Source organism: Pseudomonas glycinis (assembly GCF_054871425.1).
Window position 1 is genome coordinate 1 of record NZ_JBTYHF010000017.1, and the last position, 13,436, is coordinate 13,436.

Sequence of the window (13,436 nt, forward strand, 5' to 3'; positions counted from 1 at the left end):
AAGCACTCGAGCTTGCGCTCATTGTTGAGTGGGGCGGCTTCGCCGCGGGCAGATGCGCTGCTTGCTTTTCTGTGGGAGCGAGCCTGCTCGCGAAGGCGGCCCGCAGGTCAACCCGTTTCTATCGAATTCGCGCGATCCAACCTACGGGCTGCCGAAGGCTGCGATCTTTTGATTTGCATGCTGTAAGCGCGAAACCGCCAGCCCCAAAACCTCAAAACGCAGACACAAAAACGCCCGGCATTACCCGGGCGTTCTGTATTGACTTGATTAACGAGCGCGGTAAGTGATCCGCCCTTTGCTCAAGTCATAGGGCGTCAGCTCGACGCGCACTTTGTCACCGGTAAGAATACGAATGTAGTTCTTGCGCATCTTGCCGGAAATATGCGCGGTTACGACGTGCCCATTTTCCAACTCCACACGAAACATGGTGTTGGGCAGGGTGTCGACGACAGTGCCTTCCATTTCGAAGCTGTCTTCTTTCGACATGCAGTAAAGCCCTCGGTATCCAATGAATGGCCCGGTGCAACTGCGCCAGGCAAAAGCGGCGTGCATTGTGCCCGAAAAATGGTGTTTACGCCAAGGGGTTTAGGCCGCAGGTTCAGTTCAGGATGACCCAGCGCTGATTGATCAGCAATTCGATGGGTCGATATTGCGTCTTGTAATTCATCTTTTTGCAGTTCTTGATCCAGTAACCCAGGTACACGGCCTCAAGTCCCAGGCGCTGGCTCTCGGCGATTTGCCAGAGGATTGCGTAACGGCCGAGGCTGCGGCGTTCTTCGTTCGGTTCGTAGAAGGTGTACACCGCCGACAGGCCGTTGGGCAGCAGATCGGTGACCGCCACCGCGAGCAACCGTCCGTCGAGTCGAAACTCGTAGAAGCGCGAGAAGGGCAGGTCACGCACCAGGAACGTCGAGAACTGATCACGGCTTGGCGGGTACATGTCGCCGTCGGCATGGCGCTGTTCGATGTAGCGCTGGTACAGGTCGAAATATTCTTCGCTGAAGTGCGGTTTGACCGGCTGCACCTGCAAATCCGCGTTGCGTTTGTAGATACGCTTCTGCTGGCGATTGGCGATGAACTGGGCGGAAGGAATGCGCGCAGGCACGCACGCATTGCAATTCTGGCAATGCGGCCGGTACAGATGATCGCCGCTGCGACGAAAGCCCATTTCCGACAGGTCTGCGTAGACGTGCACATCCATGGGCTGACTCGGGTCGAGAAACAGCGTCGTGGCCTGCTCCTCGGGCAGATAACTGCAAGAGTGGGGCTGAGTGGCATAAAACTTCAAACGCGCCAACTCGGTCATGAATCAACCCTCGGGATAAGCTGGTGGATTAAGTGTAAGCCACCTGCGCAAAAGTCGCTCAGCAAACCCAGGTCGCCGAATTCGGTTGGTCGAGATGGCGTTGCAGATAGTCGGCGAATTCGCCGCGCGGAATGGATCGTGCACCGAGGCTGTGCAGGTGATCGGTCGGCATCTGGCAATCGATCAGCACAAACCCGGCGGCTTTCAAATGCTGGACCAGCGTGGCAAAGCCGTATTTGGACGCGTTGTCGGCACGGCTGAACATCGACTCGCCAAAAAACAGTTGGCCCATTGCCAGGCCATACAGGCCGCCGACCAGCTGTCCCTCGTCCCAGACCTCAACCGAATGAGCGAAACCGCGCCGATGCAATTCTACGTAAGCATCCTGCATGGCCTCGGTGATCCAGGTGCCGTCGGCGTAGTCACGCGGGGCAGCGCAGGCGCGGATGACGGCGTCGAAATCCTGATCGAAAGTCACTTGATAGCGTTGCTTGCGCAGCAGCTTTCCGAGACTGCGCGAGACGTGCACTTCGTCGGGAAACAGCACGGTGCGAGGGTCTGGCGACCACCAGAGAATGGGTTGGCCTTCGGAGAACCAGGGAAAGCAGCCATGGCGATAGGCCTGGATCAGGCGGTCGGCGGACAGATCGCCGCCGGCGGCGAGCAATCCGTTCGGCTCGCGCATGGCTTTTTCCAGTGGCGGAAAGGTCAGGGAATTACGTTGTAACCAAGTCAGCATGGCATCCAGGCTTGCAGAAGGGGAGGGCGGTCAGGGGGCGTGCAGGCCCCGCGAAAGAGTTTGCCGCGAAACGGCGCCGCTGTCCTGCACAGTTGTCTGGTGCAGCGAGCATTGAGCTGCAACTTGATGTGTCGCCCGTGGTCGTAAGCGTCGCCGTGTCGATGCTGAGGAGCATTCCTGTGAGCCCGATTCGGCCAGGTTCGCTACGTTCATCAAATACAGCTCATAAGCCTTTGTCACCAAAGGCAATGCATGCTCCAATTGCAAGGCATTGCGTGTGCGATTGGCTATGCTCAAGGCTGGGGTCTGAAACATGGCGTCGGGCGCACAAACCCGTACAATGCCGGGTTGTGACGGCCTTTTCGCTGCGCACAGTGTTTATGGCTGTGTTTATAAAACCAGTGGCACAGTGTTAAAAGTAGTCCCAGTTGAGCTTTTCACCTTTTTTACCTGCCTGGATTGGGCAGTTTTTTATCGTCATTCAATAGATGGACGCGCCTCGGGCGCAGGAAAAGAAGCGTTTTGAAGAAGACCACCGAAGCACCCAAAACAGTCGTTCCGCTCTGGCGCCAGCAACTGCACTACCGGCTCAAGGAAGGTGCATTGATCGCCATCGGCGCCTTGTGCCTGTTCCTGATGATGGCTTTGCTGACTTACGGCAAGGACGACCCGGGCTGGAGCCATAACAGCAAGATCGACGATGTGCAGAACTTCGGCGGCCCGGCCGGCTCTTACAGCGCCGATATCCTGTTCATGGTGCTCGGCTACTTCGCCTATATCTTTCCGTTGCTGCTGGCGGTCAAGGCGTACCAGATCTTCCGTCAACGCCACGAACCATGGCAGTGGAGCGGCTGGCTGTTTTCCTGGCGCCTGATCGGTCTGGTGTTCCTCGTACTGTCCGGTGCTGCGCTTGCGCACATTCATTTCCATGCCGCGACCGGTCTGCCGGCCGGCGCTGGCGGTGCCCTGGGCGAAAGCCTTGGCGATCTGGCGAAGAATGCGCTGAACATTCAGGGCAGCACGCTGCTGTTCATCGCGCTGTTCCTGTTCGGCCTGACCGTATTCACCGACCTGTCGTGGTTCAAGGTGATGGACGTCACCGGCAAGATCACCCTCGATCTGTTCGAGCTGTTCCAGGGCGCGCTCAACCGCTGGTGGTCGGCGCGCACCGAGCGCAAGCAACTGGTCGCGCAACTGCGTGAGGTTGATGACCGCGTCCACGATGTGGTCGCACCGACTGTCACCGACAAGCGTGAACAGGCCAAGGTCAAGGAACGCCTGATCGAGCGTGAGCAAGCGCTGAGCAAGCACATGTCCGACCGCGAGAAGCAGGTGCCACCGGTGATCGCTCCGGCACCAGCCAAGGCGCCGGAGCCGAGCAAGCGCGTGCAGAAAGAGAAGCAGGCGCCGTTGTTCGTCGACAGCGCGGTCGAAGGCACCTTGCCGCCGATCTCGATTCTTGATCCAGCGGAAAAGAAACAACTCAACTATTCGCCCGAGTCCTTGGCGGCGGTCGGCCACTTGCTGGAAATCAAGCTCAAGGAATTCGGCGTCGAAGTCACCGTTGATTCGATCCACCCGGGCCCGGTGATTACCCGTTACGAAATCCAGCCTGCCGCCGGGGTAAAGGTCAGCCGCATCGCCAACCTGGCCAAAGACCTGGCGCGTTCGCTGGCGGTGACCAGTGTGCGGGTGGTCGAGGTGATTCCGGGCAAGACCACTGTCGGTATCGAGATTCCCAACGAAGACCGCCAGATCGTACGTTTCTCCGAGGTGCTGTCGACCCCCGAGTACGACAACTTCAAATCCCCGGTCACCCTGGCGCTCGGTCATGATATCGGCGGCAAGCCGGTCATCACTGACCTGGCGAAGATGCCGCACTTGCTGGTGGCCGGTACCACCGGTTCCGGTAAGTCGGTGGGCGTGAACGCGATGATCCTGTCGATCCTGTTCAAGTCCGGGCCTGACGACGCCAAGCTGATCATGATCGACCCGAAAATGCTTGAGCTGTCGATCTACGAAGGCATTCCGCACCTGCTCTGCCCGGTTGTGACCGACATGAAGGACGCCGCCAACGCCTTGCGCTGGAGCGTTGCCGAGATGGAGCGTCGCTACAAGCTGATGGCGAAAATGGGCGTGCGTAACCTGTCCGGCTTCAACGCCAAGGTCAAGGAAGCCCAGGATGCCGGCGAGCCGTTGAGCGATCCGCTGTACAAGCGCGAAAGCATTCACGACGAAGCGCCGCTGCTGCAGAAACTGCCGACCATCGTCGTAGTGGTGGACGAATTCGCCGACATGATGATGATCGTCGGCAAGAAGGTTGAAGAACTGATCGCCCGTATTGCGCAAAAGGCGCGTGCGGCGGGGATTCACTTGATTCTTGCGACCCAGCGCCCGTCGGTGGACGTGATCACCGGTCTGATCAAGGCCAACATCCCGACCCGTATGGCGTTCCAGGTATCGAGCAAGATCGACTCGCGGACCATCATCGACCAGGGTGGCGCCGAGCAACTGCTCGGTCACGGTGACATGCTCTACATGCCGCCGGGCACCAGTCTGCCGATCCGCGTCCACGGCGCATTCGTCTCCGACGATGAGGTTCACCGCGTGGTCGAAGCGTGGAAGCTGCGCGGCGCGCCGGAATACAACGACGATATCCTCAACGGTGTCGAAGAGGCGGGTAGCGGCTTTGAAGGCAGTAGCGGTGGTGGTGACGGTGATGATCCGGAAGCCGACGCGCTGTATGACGAAGCGGTGCAGTTCGTCCTCGAAAGCCGTCGCGCGTCGATTTCCGCTGTGCAGCGCAAGCTGAAGATCGGCTACAACCGCGCCGCGCGGATGATCGAGGCGATGGAGATGGCCGGCGTTGTTACCTCAATGAACACCAACGGTTCGCGTGAAGTCCTGGCCCCGGGCCCGGTACGCGACTGAAACGCAACGACTCGGGTGGCGCAATGACGCGCCACCCGCTTTCCCACGAGTATTCAAGAGGACTCTCATGCGCCTTATCCGCATGCTGTTGCCAGTACTGGCGCTGACCACACTCACGGCCCTCGCCGATGAAAAGGACGTGGCGCGTCTGACCCAATTGCTCGAAACATCGAAAACCCTGTCGGCGAACTTTTCGCAGTTGACCCTCGACGGCACCGGCACCCAGTTGCAGGAAACCACCGGCAACATGACCCTGCAGCGTCCGGGCCTGTTCTACTGGCACACCAACGCGCCGGCCGAGCAGACCATGGTTTCCGATGGTAAGAAAGTCACCTTGTGGGACCCGGACCTGGAACAGGCGACCATCAAGAAGCTCGACGAGCGTCTGACCCAGACGCCGGCGCTGCTGCTGTCCGGCGATGTCTCGAAGATCAGCCAGAGCTTCGATATCAGCGCGAAAGAGGCGGGCGGCGTGATCGACTTCACTCTCAAGCCGAAAACCAAGGACACCCTGTTCGACAACCTGCGCCTGTCGTTCCGTAACGGTCTGCTCAATGACATGCAACTAATCGACAGTGTCGGCCAGCGCACCAATATCCTGTTTACAGGGGTCAAGGCCAACGAAGCGGTGCCAGCGTCCAAATTCAAATTCGACATTCCCAAGGGTGCCGACGTTATCCAGGAATAAACACCGGCCCTTTGTGTCAGGGCCTTTGTGGTGAGGGCCTGCTATTGAGGGGCTATTGTGGCGAGGGGATTTATCCCCGTCCGGCTGCGCAGCAGTCGTCGCTTTTGGGGCCGCTTCGCAGCCCAATGGGGATAAATCCCCTCACCACAGGTTCTTCAGCAGATTTCAGAAAATCAGAGGTTTCAACGCTACGTGATGGATCTGTTTCGCAGTGCACCGATTGCTCAACCCTTGGCCGCGCGTCTGCGTGCAGCCAATCTGGATGAGTACGTCGGTCAGGAACACGTGCTCGCTCGCGGCAAGCCTCTGCGTGAGGCGCTGGAGCAGGGCGCGCTGCATTCGATGATCTTCTGGGGGCCGCCGGGCGTGGGCAAGACCACCCTGGCGCGCTTGCTCGCAGAAGTCTCCGATGCGCACTTCGAAACGGTTTCGGCGGTGCTCGCCGGGGTCAAGGAAATCCGCCAGGCCGTTGAAATCGCCAAGCAGCAGGCCGGCCAGTACGGCAAGCGCACGATCCTGTTTGTCGATGAAGTGCACCGTTTCAACAAGTCGCAGCAGGACGCGTTTCTGCCCTACGTTGAAGACGGCACACTGATCTTCATCGGCGCCACCACTGAAAACCCTTCGTTCGAACTCAACAACGCCCTGTTGTCGCGGGCCCGCGTCTACGTGCTGAAAAGCCTCGACGAAGCGGCGCTGCGCAAGCTGGTACATCGCGCGCTGACCGAGGAGCGTGGGCTGGGCAAGCGCAACCTGACCCTGAGCGATGAAGGTTTTCAGATGTTGCTGTCCGCCGCTGATGGTGATGGCCGGCGTCTGCTCAATCTGCTGGAAAACGCCTCTGATCTGGCCGAAGACAACAGCGAAATCGGCACCGAGCTGCTGCAAAGCCTGCTCGGCGACACCCGTCGACGTTTCGACAAGGGTGGCGAAGCGTTTTACGACCAGATCTCGGCCCTGCACAAATCCGTGCGCGGCTCCAACCCTGACGGCGCGTTGTACTGGTTTGCGCGGATGATCGACGGCGGCTGCGATCCGCTGTATCTGGCGCGGCGCGTGGTGCGCATGGCCAGCGAAGACATCGGCAATGCCGATCCGCGTGCGCTGAGCCTGTGCCTGGCGGCGTGGGAAGTGCAGGAGCGTCTCGGCAGCCCCGAGGGCGAATTGGCAGTCGCCCAGGCCATTACTTATCTGGCCTGCGCACCGAAAAGCAATGCGGTGTACATGGGCTTCAAAACTGCGCTGCGCGCAGCGGCTGAGAACGGCTCGCTGGAAGTCCCGCTGCACCTGCGCAATGCACCGACCAAGCTGATGAAGCAATTGGGTTATGGCGACGAATACCGCTACGCCCACGACGAGCCGGACGCCTATGCCGCCGGCGAAGACTATTTTCCGGAAGAACTCGAGCCGATTCCGTTCTATCAGCCAGTGCCCCGTGGCCTGGAGTTGAAGATCGGCGAGAAGCTCAATCACCTCGCTCAGCTCGATCGTCTGAGCCCTAGGCAGCGGAGAAAATAGTGGTTCCATTGATCCTTGCAGTGTCGGTCGGCGGTGTTGCCGGCACCCTGTTGCGCTTCGCCACCGGTAATTGGGTCAGCGCCAATTGGCCGCGGCACTTCTATACCGCGACGCTGGCCGTTAATATCGTGGGCTGCCTGCTGATTGGCGTGTTGTACGGCCTGTTTCTGATACGCCCGGAGGTGCCGATCGAGGTGCGCGCCGGGTTGATGGTCGGCTTCCTCGGGGGGCTGACGACTTTTTCATCCTTTTCACTGGATACGGTGCGCCTGCTGGAAAGCGGGCAAGTGTTGCTGGCCCTGGGCTACGCCGCACTCAGCGTATTCGGCGGGCTGCTCGCAACGTGGGCCGGCCTGTCCCTGACCAAACTTTGATAACGAGAAACCGACATGCTCGATTCCAAACTGTTACGTAGCAACCTTCAGGACGTAGCGGACCGCCTGGCTTCCCGTGGCTTTGCCCTGGACACCGCGCGCATCGAAGCGCTGGAAGAACAGCGCAAGACCGTCCAGACCCGCACTGAAGCACTGCAGGCTGAGCGTAACGCGCGTTCCAAATCCATCGGGCAGGCCAAGCAGCGTGGCGAAGACATCGCGCCGCTGATGGCGGACGTCGAGCGCATGGCGGGCGAGCTGAGCGCTGGCAAGGTCGAGCTGGATGCGATCCAGACCGAACTCGATTCGATCCTGCTCGGTATCCCGAACCTGCCGCACGAGTCGGTTCCGGTCGGCAAGGACGAAGACGACAACGTCGAAGTGCGCCGCTGGGGCACGCCGACTCAGTTCGATTTCGAAGTCAAAGACCACGTTGCCCTCGGCGAAAAGTTCGGCTGGCTGGACTTTGAAACCGCCGCCAAGCTGTCCGGCGCGCGCTTTGCGCTGTTGCGTGGCCCGATCGCGCGGCTGCATCGCGCACTGGCGCAGTTCATGATCAACCTGCATGTCACCGAACATGGCTACGAAGAGGCTTACACGCCTTATCTGGTTCAGGCTCCGGCGCTGCAAGGCACCGGCCAGTTGCCAAAGTTCGAAGAGGATCTGTTCAAGATTGCCCGCGAAGGCGAAGCCGATCTGTACCTGATCCCGACTGCCGAAGTGTCGCTGACCAACATCGTTGCCGGCGAAATCGTCGATTCGAAACTGCTGCCGATCAAGTTCGTCGCCCATACCCCATGCTTCCGCAGCGAAGCCGGTGCGTCGGGCCGCGACACGCGTGGCATGATCCGCCAGCACCAGTTCGACAAAGTCGAAATGGTCCAGATCGTCGAGCCATCGCAATCGATGGAAGCGCTGGAAGGCCTGACCGCCAACGCCGAAAAGGTTCTGCAACTGCTCGGTCTGCCTTACCGCACCCTGGCGCTGTGCACCGGCGACATGGGCTTCAGCGCGGTCAAGACCTATGACCTGGAAGTTTGGATTCCGAGCCAGGGCAAATACCGCGAAATCTCCTCGTGCTCCAACTGCGGCGACTTCCAGGCGCGGCGCATGCAGGCGCGTTTCCGCAACCCGGAAACTGGCAAGCCCGAGCTGGTGCACACCTTGAACGGTTCCGGCCTGGCGGTCGGTCGTACTCTGGTTGCCGTGCTGGAAAACTACCAGCAGGCCGACGGTTCTATCCGCGTACCGGACGTGCTCAAGCCGTACATGGGTGGCCTCGAGGTCATCGGCTAAATGAAATATCTGCCGCTGTTTCACAACCTGCGCGGCAGTCGTGTGTTGGTTGTCGGTGGGGGGGAAATTGCCTTGCGCAAATCCCGCCTGCTGGCCGATGCCGGTGCGCTGCTGCGGGTGGTCGCACCTGAAATCGAAACGCAACTGGCTGAACTGGTCGCTACCAGCGGCGGTGAATGCCTGTTGCGCGGTTACGCCGAAACGGATCTGGACGGTTGCGGGCTGATCATTGCCGCTACCGACGACGAAACGCTCAACGCGCAAGTCTCCACCGACGCCCACCGCCGTTGCGTGCCGGTCAACGTGGTCGATGCGCCGGCCTTGTGCAGCGTGATCTTCCCGGCGATCGTCGATCGCTCGCCGTTGATTATCGCCGTGTCCAGCGGCGGCGATGCGCCGGTACTGGCGCGCCTGATCCGCGCGAAAATCGAAACCTGGATTCCTTCGACTTACGGTCAGTTGGCTGGATTGGCTGCGCGTTTTCGCAATCAGGTGAAAAACCTGTTTCCGGATGTTCAGCAACGTCGCGGCTTCTGGGAAGACGTTTTCCAGGGCCCGATTGCCGATCGTCAACTGGCCGGGCAGGGCGCTGAAGCCGAGCGCCTGTTGCAGGCCAAGGTCGATGGCGAGCCCATGGTCACCACTGGCGAGGTTTATCTGGTCGGTGCCGGCCCGGGTGACCCGGATCTGTTGACCTTCCGCGCGCTGCGTCTGATGCAGCAAGCCGATGTGGTGCTCTATGACCGCCTGGTGGCGCCGGCAATTCTTGAGTTGTGCCGTCGCGATGCCGAGCGGGTGTATGTCGGCAAGCGTCGTTCTGAACACGCAGTGCCGCAAGATCAGATCAACCAGCAACTGGTCGATCTGGCCAAGGCCGGCAAGCGTGTGGTGCGGTTGAAGGGTGGCGATCCGTTTATCTTCGGCCGCGGTGGCGAAGAGATCGAAGAACTCGCGGCCCACGGTATTCCATTCCAGGTGGTCCCCGGCATTACCGCGGCCAGCGGTTGCGCCGCTTATGCGGGGATTCCGCTGACCCACCGTGACCATGCGCAGTCCGTGCGGTTTGTCACTGGCCACTTGAAGGATGGTTCCACCGATCTGCCATGGGCCGATCTTGTCGCCCCGGCGCAGACGCTGGTGTTTTACATGGGCCTGGTGGGTTTGCCGATCATCTGTGAACAGTTGATCAAGCATGGTCGCGCGGCGGATACCCCGGCGGCGTTGATTCAGCAGGGCACTACAGTCAATCAGCGGGTTTTCACCGGCACGCTGGCGGATCTTCCGCGAATGGTGGCGGAGCATGAAGTGCATGCACCGACCTTGGTGATCGTCGGCGAAGTGGTACAACTTCGCGAGAAGCTGGCGTGGTTTGAAGGGGCGCAGGCGCAGGTCTAAAGACCGCGTCGTTCCCTTCGCGAGCAGGCTCGCTCCCACATTGGATCTGTGTCATGCACAAGTCCGGTGTGGGAGCGAGCCTGCTCGCGAACGGGGTCTCGAAAACACCGAGCTAATCAACCCCGGCGCCAAACCCCTTTCCCGATCAACCGCTCGCGATCATGCGCTACGCTGAAATCCTGCTGCGGCCCCTTCGGCACCACGCCGGTCGGGTTGATGGTCTTGTGGCTGCCATAGTAGTGATGCTTGATGTGCTGAAAATCCACCGTCTCGGCAATTCCCGACCACTGATACATCTCGCGTAGCCAGTTCGACAGATTCGGGTAATCGGCAATCCGCCGCAGGTTGCACTTGAAGTGCCCGTGGTACACCGCGTCGAAACGAATCATCGTGGTGAACAAACGCACATCGGCCTCGGTCAGGTATTCCCCGCTCAGGTAACGATTGGCACCCAGCAGTTGCTCCAGATGATCCAGTTCGGCGAAGACTTCATCGAACGCCTGTTCGTAGGCTTGCTGCGAAGTAGCGAATCCGGCGCGGTAGACACCGTTGTTCACCGCCGGGTAGATCCGCTCGTTCAGCGCATCGATCTCGTTGCGTAGCGGCGCCGGATAAAAGTCCAGATCGTTACCAGTGAGCCCGTCGAAGGCGCTGTTGAACATGCGGATGATTTCCGCCGATTCATTGCTGACAATGCGCTTGAGTTTCTTGTCCCACAGCACTGGCACCGTCACGCGCCCGGTGTAATCAGGCGTGTCAGCGGTGTAGCGCTGATGCATGAAGTCGAAGCCATCGAGTTTGTCGCCGGTCGAGCCGAGCGCTTTGTCGAAAGTCCAGCCGTTCTCCAGCATCAGCCAGCTGACCACCGACACGTCGATCAGACTTTCCAGCCCTTTGAGTTTGCGCAGGATCAGCGTGCGATGCGCCCAAGGGCAGGCGAGGGAAACATAGAGGTGATAGCGCCCGGCTTCGGCAGTGAAACCGCCTTCACCGCTGGGGCCTGGCTGACCGTCGGCGGTCACCCAGTTGCGGCGTTGCGCTTGTTCGCGCTGGAACGCGCCGTCCTTGCTGCTTTCGTACCACTTGTCCTGCCAGTGGCCATCGACGAGTAAACCCATGATCAAGACTCCCAAAACCAATATTCGTTGGAGTCGAGTCTATTCCGATGAGTTCGAACAAAAAGCGCAAAGATCGGGCGCTAATGATCGGTTAGATCGATGTGTTACGCGCCGCCCAATACTGTTCTGCGGTTGCGAAGGCCTGTTCGCGATTCTGACCGAGACCGCGCAGGGCGAGGGCCATGGTCGCAATCAAGGCCATTTGCGGGTAACTGTCGACCACATCGCCACGCCACACGGCTTTCAAGTGCTCGATGTCCAGCGAGGCGGGTTTGACGTGGCGCTGCGCTGACAGCTGCGGCCATTCTTCGTCCCAGCTCTGACCGCCGCTGGTGCCATAAAGGTGGCTGGTGGCGTCGGGGTTGATCTCGATTTCACCGCCATCGCCCTTGACCACAATTGCCGTGTCGCCGAGCAAGCCGCTGGCATCGCGATGCACCGCCTGATAGCCCGGGTGGAAAATGCTTTGCAGGCCACAACGTGCGCCGAGCGGATTGAGAATCCGCGCCAACGAGTGGATCGGCGACCGCAGGCCCAGGGTATTGCGCAGGTCGATCATCTTTTGCAACTGTGGCGCCCAGTCCACCAGCGGCATAAACGCCAGGCCGCCGTTGTCCAGTGCCGCGCCGACCTGCTGCCAATTGCGGCACAGGGGAATGTTCAGTTCGCCCAGCAGTTGTTCGCTGTACAGACGCCCGGCCGTGTGCGCACCGCCGCCATGCATGAAGATGCGTACGCCGTTTTGCGCCAGGCACTTGGCCGCCAGCAGATACCACGGCAGGTGGCGTTTTTTGCCGGCGTAGGTCGGCCAGTCCAGGTCGACATTCAATGCGGGCGCGTGCAAGCGTGCGCGCAGGGCTTCGGTGAAACCGGCCATTTCCTCGGCACTTTCTTCCTTGTGCCGCAGCAACATCAGGAAGGCACCCAGTTGCGTATCTTCGACCTTGTCATCGAGCACCATGCCCATGGCCTCGCGGGCTTCCTCGCGCGTCAGGTCGCGGGCGCCGCGCTTGCCCTTGCCGAGAATGCGCACGAATTGCGCGAACGGGTGCTCGGCAGGCGTTTCGAGGGTCAATGCTGGAAAGTCGTTCATAGGCAATTCGTCGGTTTGGGCAGGCCCGCCAGTTTTGCGGCGAGTTTGGCAGGGGTGCCTTTGAACAGTCGGTTCAGGTGCAGGCTGTTGCCTTTGTCGGCGCCGAGTTTCAACGCGGTGTACTTGATCAGCGGACGCGTGGCCGGCGATAGCTGGAATTCGGCGTAGAAGCTACGCAGAAGCTCAAGGACTTCCCAGTGTTCGGGCGTCAACTCGATGTCTTCGGCGGCGGCGAGGGCGCTGGCGACTTCAGCCGACCAGTCGCTGAGGTCAACGAGAAAGCCGTCCTTGTCCAGTTCGATGGCGCGGGCGCCGACGGTCATTGAATTCATAGCCAGCTGTTGACCTTGGCGTGATGGATCGACAGTTCGACGAAGGCCGGGTAGTCAATGGCCTCGGCCCAGTCTGGAACCTCGATCGCACGCGCCTGTGCGTCCTCAACCAATACAAAAAGTTTGATTGGTCGCTCTTGCAGAGCAGCGAACGGCGCAGTGTCCGGTTGCAGCGCATACACCGCATCGCCGGACAACAACACAGCGTCGGCGCTGCCGAGCAGGCGCAGACAACTGCTCAGACGATCGTCGCCGAACGGGGAATGAGACAACACATGCAAAGTCGACATCAGAGGGTGATCACCTGATCGTAACGGTCAATAAGGGCGGTGATGTGTTCAGCAGCAAGCGGCTGCGCTTCGTCCAGCGACAGGTTGCCAAGACCGCGAGCATTGGCGCTTTCGGCGCAATAGAACAGCTCTTCGACACCAAACATCGGCAGCGCCTGCAGATTGGCGCTGAGGTCTTTCTGCTGCAAGGCCCTGGCGTTCTGCCCAGCGGCCAGTTGCAGCACGCCGTCATCGAGAAACAGCAAACCGATCGGCAGATCAAAGGCGCCACCGGCGAGCACGATATCCAGCGCTTCCCGGGCACCGGGGCCGGACCAAGGCGATTGGCGGCTGATGATCAACAGCGATTTGGCCAT

At 60.2% G+C, this 13,436-nt stretch carries 14 protein-coding genes; 6 read left to right on the plus strand and 8 right to left on the minus strand.

Annotation, left to right across the window (positions count from 1 at the left end; translation table 11 throughout):
* Positions 1 to 267 precede the first annotated feature (267 nt).
* The 3 genes from infA to aat all read right to left on the minus strand — a co-directional run bounded on the left by infA (position 268) and on the right by aat (position 2,045).
* The gene (gene infA / locus ACYSTU_RS26575) at positions 268 to 486 is read right to left on the minus strand and encodes a translation initiation factor IF-1 (RefSeq protein WP_002553999.1); all 219 of its coding nucleotides are present in this window, start codon (positions 484 to 486) and stop codon (positions 268 to 270) included.
* 112 nt (positions 487 to 598) lie between these two features.
* Complete coding sequence (locus ACYSTU_RS26580) at positions 599 to 1,306, minus strand: arginyltransferase (protein WP_016775265.1); 708 nt, start codon at positions 1,304 to 1,306, stop codon at positions 599 to 601.
* A gap of 58 nt (positions 1,307 to 1,364) precedes the next feature.
* Positions 1,365 to 2,045: a leucyl/phenylalanyl-tRNA--protein transferase gene (gene aat / locus ACYSTU_RS26585; protein WP_136493739.1), complete on the minus strand. Its 681-nt coding sequence runs from the start codon at positions 2,043 to 2,045 to the stop codon at positions 1,365 to 1,367.
* 522 nt (positions 2,046 to 2,567) lie between these two features.
* On the opposite strand from aat, the gene ftsK reads away from it, so the two are divergent.
* The 6 genes from ftsK (at position 2,568) to cysG (ending at position 10,247) form a co-directional block, all read left to right on the plus strand.
* Entirely contained in the window at positions 2,568 to 4,976 is a 2,409-nt protein-coding gene (gene ftsK / locus ACYSTU_RS26590) for a DNA translocase FtsK (protein WP_041477069.1), read from the plus strand.
* 67 nt (positions 4,977 to 5,043) lie between these two features.
* Positions 5,044 to 5,664, plus strand: a complete 621-nt coding sequence (gene lolA / locus ACYSTU_RS26595; protein ID WP_136493737.1) for an outer membrane lipoprotein periplasmic chaperone LolA — start codon at positions 5,044 to 5,046, stop codon at positions 5,662 to 5,664.
* A 195-nt stretch (positions 5,665 to 5,859) separates the two neighbouring features.
* The gene (locus ACYSTU_RS26600) at positions 5,860 to 7,182 is read left to right on the plus strand and encodes a replication-associated recombination protein A (protein WP_042609225.1); all 1,323 of its coding nucleotides are present in this window, start codon (positions 5,860 to 5,862) and stop codon (positions 7,180 to 7,182) included.
* Complete coding sequence (gene crcB, locus ACYSTU_RS26605; protein ID WP_016775261.1) at positions 7,182 to 7,556, plus strand: fluoride efflux transporter CrcB; 375 nt, start codon at positions 7,182 to 7,184, stop codon at positions 7,554 to 7,556. Before ACYSTU_RS26600 ends, crcB begins: the two co-directional genes overlap by 1 nt.
* Positions 7,557 to 7,571: 15 nt before the next feature.
* Positions 7,572 to 8,852, plus strand: coding sequence for a serine--tRNA ligase (gene serS, locus ACYSTU_RS26610; protein ID WP_136493736.1), 1,281 nt, complete (start codon positions 7,572 to 7,574; stop codon positions 8,850 to 8,852).
* Complete coding sequence (cysG, locus tag ACYSTU_RS26615) at positions 8,853 to 10,247, plus strand: siroheme synthase CysG (protein ID WP_110600816.1); 1,395 nt, start codon at positions 8,853 to 8,855, stop codon at positions 10,245 to 10,247.
* Positions 10,248 to 10,363: 116 nt separating this feature from the next.
* Here cysG and ACYSTU_RS26620 read toward each other — a convergent pair whose 3' ends face one another.
* The 5 genes from ACYSTU_RS26620 to tusC all read right to left on the minus strand — a co-directional run bounded on the left by ACYSTU_RS26620 (position 10,364) and on the right by tusC (position 13,436).
* A complete protein-coding gene (locus ACYSTU_RS26620; RefSeq protein WP_130901721.1) occupies positions 10,364 to 11,365 on the minus strand; it encodes a glutathione S-transferase family protein in 1,002 nt (333 codons plus the stop codon).
* 91 nt (positions 11,366 to 11,456) lie between these two features.
* On the minus strand, positions 11,457 to 12,458 hold the full coding sequence (locus tag ACYSTU_RS26625) for a glycosyl transferase family protein (RefSeq protein ID WP_024013405.1): 1,002 nt from the start codon (positions 12,456 to 12,458) through the stop codon (positions 11,457 to 11,459).
* Positions 12,455 to 12,790: a TusE/DsrC/DsvC family sulfur relay protein gene (locus ACYSTU_RS26630; protein ID WP_016770652.1), complete on the minus strand. Its 336-nt coding sequence runs from the start codon at positions 12,788 to 12,790 to the stop codon at positions 12,455 to 12,457. Before ACYSTU_RS26630 ends, ACYSTU_RS26625 begins: the two co-directional genes overlap by 4 nt.
* On the minus strand, positions 12,787 to 13,080 hold the full coding sequence (gene tusB, locus ACYSTU_RS26635) for a sulfurtransferase complex subunit TusB (RefSeq protein WP_186566414.1): 294 nt from the start codon (positions 13,078 to 13,080) through the stop codon (positions 12,787 to 12,789). Before tusB ends, ACYSTU_RS26630 begins: the two co-directional genes overlap by 4 nt.
* Positions 13,080 to 13,436 carry a sulfurtransferase complex subunit TusC gene (gene tusC, locus ACYSTU_RS26640; protein ID WP_071172887.1) on the minus strand — a complete coding sequence of 119 codons (357 nt, stop codon included), beginning with the start codon at positions 13,434 to 13,436 and terminating at the stop codon, positions 13,080 to 13,082. Before tusC ends, tusB begins: the two co-directional genes overlap by 1 nt.

Excerpts from the sequence above, each read along its gene's own strand:
- infA (WP_002553999.1), bottom strand. The coding sequence starts at position 486 with ATGTCGAAAGAAGACAGCTTCGAAATGGAAGGCACTGTCGTCGACACC.
- ACYSTU_RS26580 (WP_016775265.1), bottom strand. The coding sequence starts at position 1,306 with ATGACCGAGTTGGCGCGTTTGAAGTTTTATGCCACTCAGCCCCACTCT.
- aat (WP_136493739.1), bottom strand. The coding sequence starts at position 2,045 with ATGCTGACTTGGTTACAACGTAATTCCCTGACCTTTCCGCCACTGGAA.
- lolA (WP_136493737.1), top strand. The coding sequence starts at position 5,044 with ATGCGCCTTATCCGCATGCTGTTGCCAGTACTGGCGCTGACCACACTC.
- ACYSTU_RS26600 (WP_042609225.1), top strand. The coding sequence starts at position 5,860 with ATGGATCTGTTTCGCAGTGCACCGATTGCTCAACCCTTGGCCGCGCGT.
- serS (WP_136493736.1), top strand. The coding sequence starts at position 7,572 with ATGCTCGATTCCAAACTGTTACGTAGCAACCTTCAGGACGTAGCGGAC.
- cysG (WP_110600816.1), top strand. The coding sequence starts at position 8,853 with ATGAAATATCTGCCGCTGTTTCACAACCTGCGCGGCAGTCGTGTGTTG.
- ACYSTU_RS26620 (WP_130901721.1), bottom strand. The coding sequence starts at position 11,365 with ATGGGTTTACTCGTCGATGGCCACTGGCAGGACAAGTGGTACGAAAGC.
- ACYSTU_RS26625 (WP_024013405.1), bottom strand. The coding sequence starts at position 12,458 with ATGAACGACTTTCCAGCATTGACCCTCGAAACGCCTGCCGAGCACCCG.
- ACYSTU_RS26630 (WP_016770652.1), bottom strand. The coding sequence starts at position 12,790 with ATGAATTCAATGACCGTCGGCGCCCGCGCCATCGAACTGGACAAGGAC.
- tusB (WP_186566414.1), bottom strand. The coding sequence starts at position 13,080 with ATGTCGACTTTGCATGTGTTGTCTCATTCCCCGTTCGGCGACGATCGT.
- tusC (WP_071172887.1), bottom strand. The coding sequence starts at position 13,436 with ATGGCCAAATCGCTGTTGATCATCAGCCGCCAATCGCCTTGGTCCGGC.